Source organism: Paenibacillus sp. LjRoot153 (genome assembly GCF_964253085.1).
GTDB lineage: Bacteria > Bacillota > Bacilli > Paenibacillales > NBRC-103111 > Paenibacillus_E.
In genome coordinates this window covers 1,707,651-1,723,340 of record NZ_CAXUQH020000001.1, presented here as the reverse complement: position 1 = coordinate 1,723,340, position 15,690 = coordinate 1,707,651, and the positions used below count along the sequence as shown (strand labels likewise).

19 protein-coding genes and 1 riboswitch are annotated in these 15,690 nt (G+C 47.7%); of the genes, 5 read left to right on the top strand and 14 right to left on the bottom strand.

Features of this window, described 5'->3' with window-relative positions:
* Positions 1–91: 91 nt before the first annotated feature.
* Positions 92–460, top strand: coding sequence for a hypothetical protein (locus tag ACSQ8P_RS07590; RefSeq protein ID WP_436234623.1), 369 nt, complete (start codon positions 92–94; stop codon positions 458–460).
* A 45-nt stretch (positions 461–505) separates the two neighbouring features.
* On the opposite strand, the gene ACSQ8P_RS07585 is transcribed toward ACSQ8P_RS07590, so the two are convergent.
* Positions 506–952 carry a GNAT family N-acetyltransferase gene (locus tag ACSQ8P_RS07585; protein ID WP_436234622.1) on the bottom strand — a complete coding sequence of 149 codons (447 nt, stop codon included), beginning with the start codon at positions 950–952 and terminating at the stop codon, positions 506–508.
* A gap of 120 nt (positions 953–1,072) precedes the next feature.
* Here ACSQ8P_RS07585 and ACSQ8P_RS07580 point away from each other — a divergent pair, with 120 nt between their 5' ends.
* Positions 1,073–1,777, top strand: coding sequence for a hypothetical protein (locus tag ACSQ8P_RS07580; protein ID WP_436234621.1), 705 nt, complete (start codon positions 1,073–1,075; stop codon positions 1,775–1,777).
* 254 nt (positions 1,778–2,031) lie between these two features.
* Here the strand turns inward: ACSQ8P_RS07580 and ACSQ8P_RS07575 are convergent, their stop codons facing one another.
* The 6 genes from ACSQ8P_RS07575 to ACSQ8P_RS07550 form a co-directional block, all read right to left on the bottom strand.
* Complete coding sequence (locus tag ACSQ8P_RS07575) at positions 2,032–2,208, bottom strand: hypothetical protein (protein ID WP_436234620.1); 177 nt, start codon at positions 2,206–2,208, stop codon at positions 2,032–2,034.
* The gene (lepB, locus tag ACSQ8P_RS07570; RefSeq protein WP_436234619.1) at positions 2,209–2,757 is read right to left on the bottom strand and encodes a signal peptidase I; all 549 of its coding nucleotides are present in this window, start codon (positions 2,755–2,757) and stop codon (positions 2,209–2,211) included. It lies immediately after the preceding gene.
* An 18-nt stretch (positions 2,758–2,775) separates the two neighbouring features.
* Positions 2,776–3,423, bottom strand: a complete 648-nt coding sequence (locus ACSQ8P_RS07565) for a response regulator transcription factor (protein WP_056618875.1) — start codon at positions 3,421–3,423, stop codon at positions 2,776–2,778.
* A 26-nt stretch (positions 3,424–3,449) separates the two neighbouring features.
* On the bottom strand, positions 3,450–4,517 hold the full coding sequence (locus ACSQ8P_RS07560) for a histidine kinase (protein ID WP_436234618.1): 1,068 nt from the start codon (positions 4,515–4,517) through the stop codon (positions 3,450–3,452).
* Positions 4,518–4,542: 25 nt separating this feature from the next.
* Positions 4,543–5,205, bottom strand: coding sequence for a cell wall-active antibiotics response protein LiaF (gene liaF, locus ACSQ8P_RS07555; RefSeq protein ID WP_436234617.1), 663 nt, complete (start codon positions 5,203–5,205; stop codon positions 4,543–4,545).
* A gap of 131 nt (positions 5,206–5,336) precedes the next feature.
* Entirely contained in the window at positions 5,337–5,993 is a 657-nt protein-coding gene (locus ACSQ8P_RS07550) for a PspA/IM30 family protein (RefSeq protein ID WP_436234616.1), read from the bottom strand.
* 156 nt (positions 5,994–6,149) lie between these two features.
* Positions 6,150–6,301: riboswitch (cyclic di-AMP (ydaO/yuaA leader) on the top strand.
* A gap of 4 nt (positions 6,302–6,305) precedes the next feature.
* Here ACSQ8P_RS07550 and ACSQ8P_RS07545 point away from each other — a divergent pair.
* Entirely contained in the window at positions 6,306–7,103 is a 798-nt protein-coding gene (locus ACSQ8P_RS07545) for a stalk domain-containing protein (protein WP_436234615.1), read from the top strand.
* A gap of 157 nt (positions 7,104–7,260) precedes the next feature.
* On the top strand, positions 7,261–7,365 hold the full coding sequence (locus ACSQ8P_RS07540) for a sporulation protein YjcZ (protein ID WP_204787638.1): 105 nt from the start codon (positions 7,261–7,263) through the stop codon (positions 7,363–7,365).
* A 214-nt stretch (positions 7,366–7,579) separates the two neighbouring features.
* Here the strand turns inward: ACSQ8P_RS07540 and ACSQ8P_RS07535 are convergent, their stop codons facing one another.
* From ACSQ8P_RS07535 to ACSQ8P_RS07510, 6 genes are all read right to left on the bottom strand, one after another.
* Positions 7,580–8,836: a molybdopterin molybdotransferase MoeA gene (locus ACSQ8P_RS07535; RefSeq protein WP_436234614.1), complete on the bottom strand. Its 1,257-nt coding sequence runs from the start codon at positions 8,834–8,836 to the stop codon at positions 7,580–7,582.
* 42 nt (positions 8,837–8,878) lie between these two features.
* Entirely contained in the window at positions 8,879–9,883 is a 1,005-nt protein-coding gene (gene moaA, locus ACSQ8P_RS07530) for a GTP 3',8-cyclase MoaA (protein WP_436234613.1), read from the bottom strand.
* A gap of 85 nt (positions 9,884–9,968) precedes the next feature.
* Positions 9,969–10,583 (bottom strand): molybdenum cofactor guanylyltransferase, encoded by a 615-nt coding sequence (gene mobA / locus ACSQ8P_RS07525; protein ID WP_436234612.1) that lies wholly within the window; start codon positions 10,581–10,583, stop codon positions 9,969–9,971.
* Positions 10,580–11,224 (bottom strand): MOSC domain-containing protein, encoded by a 645-nt coding sequence (locus ACSQ8P_RS07520; RefSeq protein WP_436234611.1) that lies wholly within the window; start codon positions 11,222–11,224, stop codon positions 10,580–10,582. Before ACSQ8P_RS07520 ends, mobA begins: the two co-directional genes overlap by 4 nt.
* A gap of 95 nt (positions 11,225–11,319) precedes the next feature.
* A complete protein-coding gene (locus ACSQ8P_RS07515; protein ID WP_436234610.1) occupies positions 11,320–12,654 on the bottom strand; it encodes a molybdopterin-dependent oxidoreductase in 1,335 nt (444 codons plus the stop codon).
* A 401-nt stretch (positions 12,655–13,055) separates the two neighbouring features.
* The gene (locus ACSQ8P_RS07510; RefSeq protein ID WP_436234609.1) at positions 13,056–13,439 is read right to left on the bottom strand and encodes a hypothetical protein; all 384 of its coding nucleotides are present in this window, start codon (positions 13,437–13,439) and stop codon (positions 13,056–13,058) included.
* 184 nt (positions 13,440–13,623) lie between these two features.
* On the opposite strand from ACSQ8P_RS07510, the gene ACSQ8P_RS07505 reads away from it, so the two are divergent.
* Entirely contained in the window at positions 13,624–14,445 is an 822-nt protein-coding gene (locus tag ACSQ8P_RS07505; protein WP_436234608.1) for an alpha/beta fold hydrolase, read from the top strand.
* A gap of 6 nt (positions 14,446–14,451) precedes the next feature.
* On the opposite strand, the gene ACSQ8P_RS07500 is transcribed toward ACSQ8P_RS07505, so the two are convergent.
* Positions 14,452–15,666: an ROK family protein gene (locus ACSQ8P_RS07500; protein WP_436234607.1), complete on the bottom strand. Its 1,215-nt coding sequence runs from the start codon at positions 15,664–15,666 to the stop codon at positions 14,452–14,454.
* Positions 15,667–15,690: the final 24 nt, after the last annotated feature.

The window sequence follows — 15,690 nt, the reverse complement described above, 5'->3', positions numbered from 1 at the left end:
TTTCTTATGAGAAACTAGACATTCGTCTATACCGTTACATTCTGCATGGCATAGGCTAACAGTACATACGAACACGGAGGTGCCCTTAGTCATGCAACCCTTTCACCCAATCACCGAAAAAAGCTGCAAAAATCTTGTCGGAAAGCACGTTCTTGTCTACTTAACGAATGGCTCAGAGATCTATGGGATCGTTAGTCGAGTGGAGAAAAACAAGCTTATCTTAAATGACAATCAACAAACAAGCATCAAGTCCTATTCCAAAACCAGCAAGCCAACGCCTACGAAGAAGGGGAAAAAGAAGCAAGCTCAACCTGATGCCCCGACTCAGACGTCAACAGAAAATCAGTTGTCTTCCTTCGGGCTTATCCGTTTTGGAGGGCCTTTACAAGCCCCACTAGCTAGACCCAATGGTCCCGTAGATATCCAAATCGACTATATTGCTGCCATGCTTAGTGAATGACGGAAATCAAGGCTGTGGATGCTTAGCTCATCAACAGCCCCTTTCTCAACGTTTCAACCTTTTATTCATGCGATAACAGCTAAGCTCAGGCACATACGAATCAATTTCATAACCTCTTTTGCTATAAAATCGTATTGCCTTCGGGTTGCTGTCATCAACAAACAGCTCCACCGTTTGGCAACGTTCACTAAGCCCGTAGTCTTCTGCAGCCTTCATAAGTGTATGTCCAATACCTTTGCCCTGCTCACGGGGATCAACAGCCAGCATATCAATGAAGAGCTTGCTCGATTTGCGTATGATCGAAATGAAGCCGTAAGGCCGTTTGTACCCTTTGGCGATGACGAACGTTTTATTGGCGTTCAATCGCTTACGGATCTCTGAGTAGGTCACAGAATTACCTGAATCATACATTCTGGAAAAAGGAACTAATTGTTCAACAACTAAGCGATATATAGCAGCGTCGTCAATGGTAGCCAAACGTTTGCGTATCACATGGCACCGCCTCCACAAGAAGCAATAATGCTATCTTATGTAGCGAATCCCGTAATTGACCCCACAATACCAATTTACCCCAGTCTACTGGGGTGATATACTTAGCGTATGTGAAATGAGGTGATCGCATTGATCAATGCTTACCCGTCCGTCATGGCAGTGAACAGGTATCAAACTCATAAAGATTATTACCGTGTTGGCGCTGTAAGTGCGGTCTCTGGAGGTAAATCGAATACCATACGTCGTATGTTGGATTTACCGTTTGAGCAGCTCGCCTATAAACAGTTCGCACAGACGGCCGCCAAAGACGTGGCTGGCTTGGTTCAATCTACGCAAAACGTTAAACAATCCGCTCAGACACTCGTCAACACGACTGCTTTCACTCCGACTAAAGAGTCACAAACCGACATCACCCAGAACCTTCTAACGTTTATTCATACATATAATGAATTGCAAGATCAACTAGGGGATTCACCCGACTACGTGAGTCATGCCCTGCTTCAAGGCCTAGAAGGGGCCTCAAAGCCCAACACATTGCATGATCTGGGCATCGCCAAGAGTGATAATGGCAAGTTGACCCTACAACCTGAGGTGCTAGAGAAGCAACTTAATCAACCTAGTGCCATTAATCGCAAAAGTTTGCTTGATCTCACCAGCTTCGCTAGCTCGTTAGTAAGCCGTATTGATCATCTGCAGCAGCTGCCTTCCGTCTCATTGTTTCAACTTTCCACATCACCGCTTAAGCCATATGGTCAGTATCAATCCCAGCTTGAGGCGTATCTGCCTGTTCCAATGCGCGGCCTATTGCTGGATGCGAAGATGTGACTCCCAACGGGTTTTTCTGGCTAGTCAGTAGCCCTACTGCGATATTAGCTACCGCAGGGACTTCTTGCAGGAACAGCCCCGCCGCCTCCCGCAACGAACGCTCCCCATCCGAGTGCAACCCCATTCAACATTAACTGGAAAACATGTAGTTATTTTCACAGTTTCGAGCCATTAATCTCAAACAACTGGAAAACCTCCAGTTATTTCTCCCATATCTACTCCTTTTCCATCAAAAGTGGAGAAATAGATGTACATTATCCATTTATTCGCGGATTCAAGGTAATTCGGACAAATTTAACTGTATCTTTTACTTCTAAAGCTACCCTAATCAAACGTCCTTTAGCCGCCCCGGACTCCTGTTCTGACCCAACTACAACAAAAAGGCTGTATCCCCAAGTAGAATCATCTACTGGTGATACAGCCTCTTCCATTTAAAATAGCTTTTTCCCTAGCACATGGTCAATAGGAATGAAGCCAATGACGCGACTATCCATGCTATTGTTCCGATTATCCCCCATCACGAAAATATGATCAGCTGGAACGGTCCACTTTTTGTTCCCGTTCGCTCTCATTTCCTCATTGATGTAAGACTCATTCAGAAGCTCCCCGTTGCGATACATCTGATTATCCTTAAGCTCAAGTTGGTCCCCTGGCTTACCAATCACACGCTTAATCCATACATGCTTATCATCGCCTCGAACAAATAAGCTGAGCAATGGGCTGTCCAACAAATCATGTTTAAAAGTCCGCTTCATCTCAACCCTAGAGTCGATAATGACAATATCTTCATAATTAGGTTCGTAGTGAAAGGTATGCGACAATTTCGAAACATACACTCGCTGACTATCATGCAATGTCGGATCCATCGAATGGCCGCTGACTCTCGTAGATTGAAATACAAAAACTCCTAGAAAGACGACTAATACAAAGGAAATCGCAATGGAACCAAACCAGCTCCAAATCTGTTTGACTAGATTCAAATTTATCGCTCCCTTGCCTTATTCCGCCAGTCCGTGCTTAAAGGCATAAATCGCCGCTTGCGTGCGATCTTCTACGCCAAGCTTGGATAGAACGTTGGTGACGTGGAATTTCACCGTCTTCACACCGATAAATAAATCATCAGCCAACTCTTGATTCGATTTGCCCTTCGCGATCAAGCGAAGCACTTCCATCTCGCGGTCCGTTAGCTCCTCATGGGGCTCCGCAACCGGCTTCGGTTGACGGAAGCGATTCATGATTTTCGAAGCCACCTGCGACTCCAGAATCGATTGCCCTTTGGCCGCGGCTCTAATCGCTTGCGCGATTTCGGAGGCACGCGAGGTTTTCAACAAATAACTGAAGGCACCCGCTTCAATAACTGGATACATTTTCTCATCATCTAAGAAGCTAGTCAATACAATGACCTTACAATCAGGGTATAGTTGCAGTAATTTCCTTGTCGTTTCAATGCCGTCCATACCTTCCATAACAAGGTCCATCAGAACCACATCAGGACGGTATTCCTGGGCTAAACGAATGCCATCGTGGCCATTACTCGCTTCGCCTACGACCTCAATCCCATCTTCCGTCCCTAGAACAGCTGCTAGTCCGATTCTGACCATTTCATGATCATCGACAAGTAGTACTTTGATTAAGGTGTCGTCCATTTGCTTCTTCCTCTCTATGTACGATGTTAATTCTCGATCAATTGAGAATCGGTTGCTAAGATTGGTACTCGAATCTCGATACGTGTTCCTCGGTCTGGTGCTGTAATAATATCCACTGAGCCGCCGATTTCGTTCACACGTTCCTTCATGGACACGATGCCATAGGAAGTCAGCTTCTTCGCATCCAGCTCAAAACCAACACCGTCATCGCGGATCACTAATCGGATGCCGTCTGAACGATGCAGCAGCTTCACTTCCAGCTTATTCGCCTTAGAGTGACGCAGAGCATTCGAAAGTGCCTCTTGCACAATTCGGAATAAATGATCCTCGATCCCTTTGTTCAAGCGTATCTCCTCATCCATATCCCAGCTAATCGCCATTGGAACTTTGGCCGCCAGCTCCTTCAAGAGCTCAACGAGTCCCTCCGACAGTCGTTTTCCTTCGAGATGGATCGGTCTCAAATGCAGCAACAAGGCTCTCATTTCGGATTGAGCGACGGAAGCCATTTCTTCAATAAGATGAATCTGCCGCTTCGCTTTCTCGAAATCTTTATCCAGTGTCCGTCCAACAGCCGTGGCTGTCATAGATATAGCAAACAACTGCTGACTTACCGCATCATGCAGCTCGCGCGCCAAGCGCTGACGCTCTTCAATAACCGCGGAAAGCTTGGCTTTCTCGGTAAGTTCAGCATTACTATTCGACAGCCGTTGAAGGGAGGTCACTTGCTCTTCCCATCGCTTCATAATCCGGCCGAGTTGTTCGCCTAAGCGTCCAATCTCATCATCATCCCCGTTTTGAAAGCCTTCTCGGGCAAATGTTCCTTTTTCTAATAAAATCATCGTCTCCATCATCGGCTCCAGTCTGCGTGTCACCTTAGAGCTGTTCCAGTAACCGAACACCGCACCAATTACACCCAGAATCAACAAGGCCATGAACGAGAACTTGACACCCTGCTGCCAGCTGGTAAAGGGCTCAATTAAATGTCTTGAATTCAGAAAATACAGCATAGCACCGAAAACGGCGAAGCTAAAAAGGATGGCTTCCCCCATGCTGCGCCAGATCATGTTCGTTAATCGTCGTTTGTAGCCATCCACTTGGTGAAGAACCCCCTAAAGAAAGTTACAATACTTTGACCTTGATATCTCCTACGATGAAAGAGAGTATGAGTTTCACCCGATGGTCGCAATGTTGATAATTCTGCGATTGCCAAACTACTTTGTTCATCACACCTGATTCTTTTTCTTCCGCGATTTGAAGCTGACCTAGCATGACGGAAGCTGTAACGGAAACGCCGATATCATCAGGCACTTTTATATCGATATCTCCTACAACACCCTGTAGGATAACTGTTGTTTCTTTTTGTTCGAGAATGGCCATTGAAAGATCTATATACGTTTCTCCCACCAAGTACCAAGTCGAGGTATTCCGTTGAATCCATGGCTCTCGTCCTAGGCGAACACTATCGACAATCTTTTGCTTTTGGGTATACGTATCATCTTTATGAACCTGCTTGGATCGAATGAAAAATAAACCTAATGAAATCAACACAACCGAAATGACAATGGTGAGATGATCACCAAATAAAATGACGGCACCAATCCCCATCAGCACATAACCCTTGCGCTCTTTGCGTGAACGAACACGATGAATGCCCAGCAAAATAAGGATTACGGCCATAACGGGAAAAAAGCCTATGGTATGTTCCAGAAGCAAAAAAACACCGGCTCCAATCAGCACAAGCGCTGTATTCCGGCTGCGGTTATTTTTCGTTTCCTCTCCCATCGATGCACCTCCTCTGGCTGCCATTTCTCTTACGTTCATACGATTCCTAGCATACCATAAGAATGGACGACCTCCAAGATGCAAATCCTTATAGAGCAAGGCTTTGCTTTCGTGGAGGCCACCATCCAGGACTATTTGCTATCGCGTGGATCTCGCCCATCGCGAGAACGCTGCTCCTGCTGCCACTCATGCTGCAGCTTGCTTCGCAGCACGCGCAGTTCATGCTGAAGGTTGCCTCCGGCTTCCTTCAGCGTTTCCTTCGACAGGCGGCCCGCCACGCGGAGCCCCTGCAACGCCTCCCGGCCGAGCTCGCGGCCGGTAACCTCCAGCTCGCGCCAAGTGTCGCGAGCCTCTTTGCCGTGCAGCCCGCCGCACGGCTGCACATCCTCGGCTGCGTGCCCCACACGCAGCACGCGCAGTTCCTCTGCGAGCGCCAGGCACAAGTCCTGGCTGCTCGCGTACTGCGCGCGGTAGTGCTCGCTCGCAGCTTCCTCGCGCAGCTTCTCTTGCAGCGCGAGCCTCGCGAGATCCTCTTCGCCAGCGCGCATCGCAAGCTCGGCCTGCTCGCCGCGCAGCTTCGCCATCTCTTCCGCTCGCGCGATGTGACTGCGCAGCGCAATCGTTGCCTGCAGCGCGTCCTCGTAGCGCTCCTCAAGCTGAGCTATCAGGCTGCCGTCATTAGAGCCAGGATTCGTTTTGCCGATAGTCTCGTGCCAGACGGTTTCAGCCATTTTGCCAATACGGTCAAATATATTAGTAGGATCAATTTCCCGATTCTTATTGTTCATGTTAAATCGCCCCTCACCCTTCATCATACTCTTATGGTAGCTCACTTTCTGATGTTCTAAAACCGACTATCGACTGTTTTTGTACCTAGACCTAAGTCCAGTATCAGAGGGGCATAACCATATATTGGTCGTTGTCCGAGCATGCCTGTGATGATAAAATATTTGAAGCCGAGTCTAGTGCATAAATAAGGCACTGGTACGGGGGACGAAATACTTGGGGTGAATATTTGCTTCGGCTTGGAGCAGACTAGGGAGAACCTTCTTCCCGAACCCGTCAACTAACCTCGAAGGCTCATGAAGGAGGATTACCAATTGAATAAGCTTACTAAAGGGTTAACTAGCCTTGCTGTTTCACTAACAGTTTTGGCAGGAGGCTTTCTTTCCCCATTTACTGCGCCAGCGCAAGCGGCTGAAATGGAAGTGAAAGTGCAAGTCAATGATGACCTGATCCATTTCCCTGATGCACAGCCATTTCTGGATGGCAACCACACGACCCAAGTTCCACTTCGGTTTGTAACGGAGAAGCTTGGATACACAGTGAATTGGAAAAAAAATGGAAATCAGATTCAGGTAACATTAACTAACAACCAACATACGATTACCTTGGTTTCAGGGCAAAAAGAAGCCAACATTGATGAGGAAACGGTCGTCTTAGACGGAGCTTCCCAATATCAAAATGGACGGGTATATGTGCCGCTTCGTTTCCTATCCACAACCGCAGGCGTACCTGTGCAGTGGGATGCAAGCAGTAATCTAGCTATCTTAAGTAAAGATGGCGAGCAGCATGCACCTGATTATCAAGTATTTGAATCTACAGCTTACTCGGCAGATCCTTCTGAAAATGGCGGCTATGGAGCCTTTGATTACATGGGCAATCCACTAGCGATCGGCACAGTAGCTGTTGATCCTTCCGTCATTCCACTTGGCACGAAGCTTTATATTGAAGGTTATTCGTTTAGCGGGCTTCCTAAAGGCGGAATGTATGTCTATGCAACCGATACCGGTGGAGCTATTAAAGGAAAGCGACTAGACATCTTTGTCCCAGGCTCGAGGAATTCCCTACGAAGCTTTGGCATTCAGAAAATTAAAGTGTACCAAATTCCTAATTAATTGCATGGAGAGAGCTGCCCTAAGAGTCATCAAGGGCAGCTCTTTTTGATAGGTGAATGTTCCATCGAATAAGGGCATATGTCCAATCAACAGGGTTCCCACCTACATATGATGTATAGTGTTTAACCCACATTCATTCAAAACCGGAGGGGATACTATGTCAGCTGTAGTTGGTTGTGGAACGCCAGGATACGGAAATTCCGTAGGTATAATTCTTGTTCTTTATGTACTGTTGGTCATCATTCTTGCTACTTTCTACTAAGACCATCTTCCGCCTGAGAAAATAGACCCGCCTACTGAAGCTTCTCATTTCGAAGCTTCAGTAGGCGGGCTTTTTCATTTATAATCAATGCCACTTCCTGCAAAAAAGACGCCACAGCTTACCCTCCTGACAGACGGTTACTTGTTAGCGCCAAACTTGCGATGTTATCGATTTTCAACTGAATTTCACATATATAAGAATAAGTTCATTTACGTTATCGCGTTGTATACACCTTCACGCCATCACCACGGTGGTAGCCCTGCCCCCCAGCTGGCAGCCAAATCAAGCAATCCGCGTCTTTGATCGATACCATGATGCTCGATTTATCAATGCCCGCTGGCCTTACCCATAGGCACCCTGCTTCAACTCGTGTTGTCCCTCGTATATAACGTGGATAAGCGGAAGGTTTATCGTATGGAACATCCAAAAAGGCTGTTAACTCTTCCGCCTCTGTACGCTGGCACCCTAACATTGCCTTAATAATCGGCTTAGCGAATAGCTCAAAGCCTACAAACGAAGCGCCGGGATTACCAGACAGTGCCATGAGCAGCTTGCCTTTCCATAACGCAGCACTCGTTGGTGTGCCTGGGCGCATCGCCACTTTATTAAACAATAGCTTCCCATCGAAACGACCGAATAAATCGACGAGCACGTCGTAATCGCCAACAGAGACACCGCCAGATGTCAGAATAAGATCGACATCAGGCAGAACAGCTTCAAGCGCGGCTTCCACTTGCCCAGGATCATCCGAGAGTGCTGGCATGATGAGGGCCGCTCCCCCGTTTGCTTCTACTTGAGCCGCTAACATATAACTGTTACTGTTACGTATTTTCCCTGGTTGCAGTTCTTGTTCGACTTGTAAGAGCTCTGAGCCTGTTGAGAAAATAGCCACTCTTGGCCTACGGTACACCTCAACCATGGAGAACCCGAAGGTCGCTAATATCGCGGCTTCACCTGGACCAATCTGAGTACCTTGTGGGATCACTAACTCCCCGTGGGGAACTTCACCAGCAATTGGCGTAATATTACTTGCAGCTTGCACATTTTTCTTAATCTTCACCTTGGCATCCAAAGATAACACTGACTCCTCCTGCAAGGAATCCGTCATCTCCAACATTACAACCGTGTCCGCACCGTCTGGAACAGGCGCCCCCGTCATGATACGAGCCGCTTTCCCTGGTTGAACCGTAAACTTAGGCACGGTACCGCTTGGGATTCGCTCAATCACATGTAACACAATCGGATTGTCCGGCGTCGCCGCAGCGATATCTTGGGAACGCACAGCATACCCATCCACGCCTGATCTACGAAAATGTGGCACAGCATGATCCGCATAGATATCCTTTGCTAACATTCTGCCGAAAGACGTCGGAAGCGAAATAGTCTCCGTCTCTGTGGGTTTAACGTATTCGTAAAGTAGGGCTCGTGCCTCATCGACCGAGATCACTTTACGGCCAAACCTAAGCTTCATTTCGCTGCTCACTTGCTTCCCATGCCTCCCTATGCCCGTTAGCTAGCCGCCGATTTGTGACATTCGACGAATAGTTGGTGTATGTGACTGCTCTTCATTCATCAAGGCCTGTGCCATCTCGTGATTTTGTGGTTTAATATCCAGCGCTCGGAAGAATAAGTCTTCCACCGCAGCATCATCCCCAATATATTTCCGTACATTGAATTCATCCGACCAGTATAAGCAAGGCTTGATATTGCCATCCGCAGTCAGCCGCAGCCTGTTGCAAGTTTCACAGAAGTGATCGCTAATCGGATGGATGAGGCCGAATGAGCCTAAAGCACCTTCAATGCGATAATTCTGTGCAGGACCGTTGCCATAAACCGCGTCAGAGGCTGTTGCTTCCCAACCCATTTCCTTGCAGCGATCGAGAACCGTTGTAAGAGATAAATACCGCTTTTTCCAATCCTCGTCTTGATGACCGATGGGCATATATTCAATAAACCGAACCTGAATCGGTCGATCAATCGTCATTTGTAAAAAATCAGCAATCTCGTCATCATTAATGCCTTTCATCAGCACCACATTCAGCTTAATCGGCGTAATCCCTACACGATATGCTTCTTCTATGGAGGCAAGCACACGACGAATATCACCACCACGGGTGATTAATGAGAACCGATCTGCCCTCAAGGAATCCAAACTAATATTTACACGAGTTAACCCTGCTGCACGAAGCTTCTCAGCCCGTGATGCAAAGTAAATCCCATTCGTAGTCAATGCTATATCTTCGATACCGGGAATCTGTGATAACCTGCCAATCAGCTGCTCCAGGTTTTTACGAACCAGCGGCTCTCCCCCGGTTAATCGCAATTTGCGAACACCAAGTCCAGCTAATACTCGGACAATCTCTGTTATTTCATCAAAAGTTAACAGCTTCTCATCCGGTTCAAATTCCATTCCATCTTCCGGCATACAATATACACAACGCAAATTACAACGATCTGTCACTGAGATGCGCAGGTAATCATGCATCCGCCCAAAACGATCCAATAGCAGCTTTGGCATCGGAGTTCACCTTCTCTCTCTGTCCATTATGGCATATTTTCTGACAAAATCCTAGATTCTCAAGCATTTTCTCTAGAAAAATGAATTATAATGGTAGATTTTCTAACATAGACTCATATTCCTCAGGGGTATTAATATTAGTAACGAAATTCGTTCGAAGGCCACGTTGAAGCAAATAATCCCCGTCCACAGACTGCCAATCCAAATGCTCAAGCAGCCCCATCAATCGATAGCTTTGTTGCCCAAGCAGCAGCTCGGTCTCAGGCCCAACTTCTCTTGCATAGATCCCATGTAGGGGATGCAGACGGCCCTCTATCTTGGGGATAACCGCATCCAGATTAGACTCGCGGCACAGTTCTGTCATAACCTTAGCTGCATCTATAGAAATAAAGGGCATGTCGCAGCCAACAATCCATACATGGGCAGCACTTGCGACTTTCATGGCAGCATGAATCCCGCTCAAAGGCCCCTTTTGAAGATAGTGGTCACTCACACACTGTACGTCAATATCCTTAACCCCAACCAGCAATGGCTGGAGGGTTTCAATGTCATTGGTCACCACGATAATTTGCTCGCACCCACGCGACATTTCTTTCAGTTGTCTTAGGAGAATAGCCTCACCTTGCACAGGTAGAAGTGCCTTGTGCTTCCCACCCATACGGCGATTCAAGCCTCCGGCAAGTATGACACCCGTTATCATGCCTCGAGCTCCGCCAATCGTTTCCTAAACGATTGCTTCCAGCTGGCCGAAAGTGCATCTACGGTAAGAACTCTTTTGATCCCTTCGATATTGAACTTATCGTGGTATTTGATCTGATTCGCGAACGCAACCGTCACACCCGCTTCATCTCTAGCCATAAGTTTCATCTCGGAATCAGGTGCAATGAAGCCCACTTTCAGCACGCGAAAATAATATCCTGTATATCCCGTTTCCTGAACATGCAGCGTTGCTTCTGGCCAATTCATGCGCTTTGCTAGCTTATGACAAGGCTGCCTAGGCTGTGAGACCTGCACGATAACCTCGTCGATGGCAAATTGATCACCAATACAAACCTCATGCTCTTGCAAACCGCGAATAGTCAGATTTTCACCGAAGGTAGCGGCGTCCAATGAATGTCCCCTCACATTTTCCCAATAAGTATAGTGCTCATCTGGATACACGCAGATGGCTTTATCAACACCGCCATGAACCGTTAGATCGGCCTGCCCATCCCCTTCAATTTGCACCTTTGATACAAACAAAGAGGAGCTGACCGGCGTCTTATAAATCCCCGTGGTCAGCTCTTTACCTTGATAAGTTATAGTTTGGGGTAACCCCACATTGATAGATGTAATTTGCATGGCAAATGCTCCTTATCCGAACAGGATTCTTTGCCCTTACTATACCAAATTTTTTGCAAAAAGTCAGTGCCCGCTTCAACTGTCCTGAACCTGTATTAAGCGTTTGATTTGCCAACCCAAGCATCGTTATCATAGCCCCGCACTTCCCAATACCCCATATGCTCTTTCTCGATCAGCTCGATTCCTTGCAGCCATTTCACTGATTTATAGGCGTACATCTGAGGCACAATCAGTCGCACAGGCCCACCTAATTGTTGTGGAATCGGCTTACCGTCCATCAAGACGGCGACCATGATATCATCTCCGTTTGCCTGACTCAAGGAGAGTGCATCCGTATACACTTTATCGCCTGAATAAAATTTCACAAATTTAGCTGATGCTTGAACACCCGCTGCCGCTAACAGTTGTTTTAGTGGAATGCCTTCCCACGTACATTGGTATACCGACCAACCGGTTACACAATGAAAGTCACTGATTTGAACCGTGCGTTTCATCTGCAGGAACTGCTCCCAGTTCCACGCATTGGGTTTATCCACTAGACCTGAAATCGCGAATTTCCAAGTGTCCGAGGAGAACGTCGGTATTTCCGTCACCGTGTAGATGCGGAAATTCCCTTTGGCTCCTCCGCCTACAACTGCGGCGGAGTCGGGCAATGGCTCTGGCGGCGGCAGCATGCGGTTGCCGTCGCTTGCCACATATTCGGCGGTCGACGACCCGCCGGTATCGAATGCGCCTTTTATCCAGCGATAAAAGGCGGGGCCGACCGCGATCACGAGCACCACCCCTGCGACGAGTCGCAGGAAGGAGGCGCGTGTGATCGGCGATTCCTTCAGCGCGGCGATGACCGCCTGCGCTGCTGTGCGCCCTGCTGTGGCGTCCTCGGTCGCCACCGGGGTTATGTCCGCCGCTGCGACGCTTGCGGCGGCAGGCGGCCAGCTAGCAGCGGCTTGCTCGAGCCGCTGTTGGCGCTTGAGCCATCTGCTGCGCGAGATGGCGTGGTACACGGCATACGGCACTCCGACCCAGGTGAGTAGGTCATGCACGAGGAGTGCCGCGTTGTTCAAGGCCGGTGGCATGTGCCGGAACTGCCACAGGATCACGCCTGATGCGGCCCAGCCGATCAGGAGTGCGAGCACGAACACCAAATTCGCGCGTTGGTTGCGGCGCGCGCGAATTTGCCGCCAATGCTTGCGGATCATCGGCGCATACAGAATCATGAGGATCACAGAGGCGACACCCAAATAAATGTGGAGCTGCTTCAGCGTCACACGCAATGCGCCAAGCTCCCCGCGGATCGCACCAATACTGAGCACAATCCCTGTCACCGTCAGAAGCACCAAAATCCAAGCATTCCAGCTATGAATAGCATTTAAACGCTTTCCAAACGACTGCTTCAGCCAGCCTCTTTTTGACTCCACCTTCGGCCACATCCTTCACAAAATACGTACACGATTGTTTTACATCTATCATAACGTATTAACCTTAAAATTGGCTTACAATTGGATAAATTTATCTGATCATCATTCATCATTCATCATTCATCATTCATCTTTCACTCTAACGGACACCACCGACGCTATCCCTGCCCGAATGGGTCCTTCAATTTTCTAATGGACATGAGAAGCGTTATTGGATACTAACAGCCTACTTATTTACCGATTTCAGGTAAATAGCGGCTCCTATGTCCGTTAGGGGACTATACGCCTTCATTTTACCCTAATAACGCCTCCTCCGTCCGTTAGCCCAACAAATCACCAACAAACCGCACAAAAAGAAAAAGGTCAAATCGCGTCGTAACGGATTTGACCTTCAAAAGTTTATATAGTTGAATTTAGCCGCCAATCCGAATCTTGCGGTATGTATCGATAAACGATAGAACATCGACCCGTTTCCCCCTCTTTTTAGCTACACGAGCCATTTTCACAAGGGTTGTCCAGAACTCGTCTAGAACAGGTGATTCAAATCCATCTTCATTCGATTCTTGCATTAACTTATGTTTGTTTTTGTAGGAAGTGCCTTCGTCCGAAATGAGGTATTGAATTTGACTTTTTTTCCATTGCTCACCCGATACATAGCTGACTCCCATTTCACGCATTTTTTTGCGGACAGATGTAACAGGACGTGATAGCTCTCTAGCAATGACAACTGGCGGGCATTCCGAGGAAAGGCGAATTAATTTGTCCAGTTCTTGGGTGGACCATGGTTTTTTAGTCATTTCAATAAACCCCATTTCGTAAATATGAATGTTTCATTTTGCCTGTTCTTGGTGAAGTACTAAAGGTATAATCAGAGAATAGCAATGAAATGTTAAGTAAGTATGAGTTAACCATAATGAAAGTATGAAGACATAACATTTTCGCTATTTTTTTTAAAAACTTGTCCTTGGAGGGTGAAAAACGATGAAAAAACACGTAAATGGCACCGAATTGTTCGTTCAAGATCAAGGTCAAGGAGCTCCTGTTATCCTCCTTCACGGCTTTCCCTTGGATCATCGGATGTGGCAGTCACAAATGGAGACTTTATCAACACACTACCGCGTACTTACACCTGATTTCCGTGGCATGGGTCAATCCGATGTGCCAGTTACGCCAATGTCTCTTACACAGCATGCGCAAGATATTCTCGCTCTTATGGATGAATTAGGTATAGAAAAAGCCACCCTCGGAGGCTTCTCCATGGGTGGCTATGTCGCTTTTGCTCTACTGCGTCTAGCGCCTGAACGTTTTTCAGCGTTGATTCTTGCCAATACACGCCCCGAGCCAGATGGCCAAGAAGGGCGGAAAAATCGCATGAACATGGCTGTCTCTCTGTATGACAAGGGAGCCGCGGCAGCTCGAGATGCCATGCTGCCTAAACTTGTGACAGCAGCCACACTTCAGGAGCAGCCTCAGCTTATTGATAACCTCAAGTTGATCATGGACAGCATGCCAGCCGAAGGCCTTGTCCATGCCAGCATTGCGATGGCGTTCCGTGAAGACTCCGTACCTTTACTCAGCACCATCACGGTCCCGACACTTGTCATCGCTGGAGAGCAGGATGCAATCGCACCGCCGGATGTTATGAAGTCTATGGCTGATCACATTCAAGGCGCTAGCTTTCACGTCATCCCTTCTGCTTCCCACTTAACACCAATGGAGAAACCGGAAGCCTTCAATGAACTAGTTCTTTCCTTTCTGAAGGAAGCTTCGCTTAAATCAATGAACTACTACTCGCCTTCCTGAAAGAAGCTACGGCTTAACCAGTTGATTCATGACCATCACGGCAGCTCCAATGGCTAATGCTTCATCACCAAGCTGTCCTTTGCTGAAAATAACCTGATAGGCGGGGTAATAATACGTTCTGCGGATCGCAACCTGCGTTGCTGTCTGGAAGAACAGCTCCCCGCCTGTAATCAAAGGCCCCCCGATAATCACTTTCTCCGGGTGCAAAATATTTAATAAATTCGCCAGGCCGATCCCGAAATAGGTCGCAGCCTCCGTCACGATCTCCACGGCCAGGGGATCATTTTTTTTGAGCGCCTCCATAATATGCTGGTAAGTCACCTGTTCAGGATCCTCAACCATATGTACAAGTACGGTGGATCTCCCTTGCTTTAAGGCTGATTTCGCCGCCTTCTCTATGGCATAGAGAGAGGCGTAGGATTCCAATGCGCCATAATTTCCAGCTTGGTTACGATGGGCAACACCATCAGTTTGAATGATCATTTGCCCCACAGAGCCTTCCATATCGACCGCTCCATAGATGACCTTGCCTTCTGACACCATGGAAGAACGCAAACCGACGCCGGCATGTATATACAGGAGATGTTTAAAGCTCCGTGTCCGTTGATGCCAGGATTCCGCCAGAATCGCTGTATTCGCTCCATTGTCCAGCAGTGCAGGGACTTGCAGTTCTTCACTTAGCCACCTGCATATGTCCACATGCCTCCAGCCACTCGCTGGGAAATAGGAGGGCTCCAGAATAACCCCAGACAAACGGTCTACTGGTCCCACTGCGCCAATCCCAATACCCAACACCTGTGAGATTTGGATGCCATGGTGAGCTAACATACGCTGAGCTTCGTTGGCAATAAGGGGAAGCAGTACTTCAGGAGTCATGACTTCTGTCATCGCCCAGCTTTTCGTTTCCAGCTTGTTCATTCCTAGGTCTACAAGTACCAGCTTGGACAGCGTTCTCGAGATTTCCACACCAAATATATAAGCATAGGCCGGATTCTTCTCATATAAAATCGGCCTACGCCCGCCCGTAGATGCACCAAAGCCAGATTCCAATATGAGTCCCTGACTCGTTAACTCCTCTAAAAGCCGCGTTAACGTCGAGACCGTCATACCGCTTTGGTCTAATAAATCTATTTTCGAAACCGTCGTTTGACGTGTAATCAGCTCGTAAACTTCCTTGGCTTTACGGTTCGAAATTCGTTCTGTAATAACGTCTATATTCAAAAGAAGCAGCCTCCAATGATAATC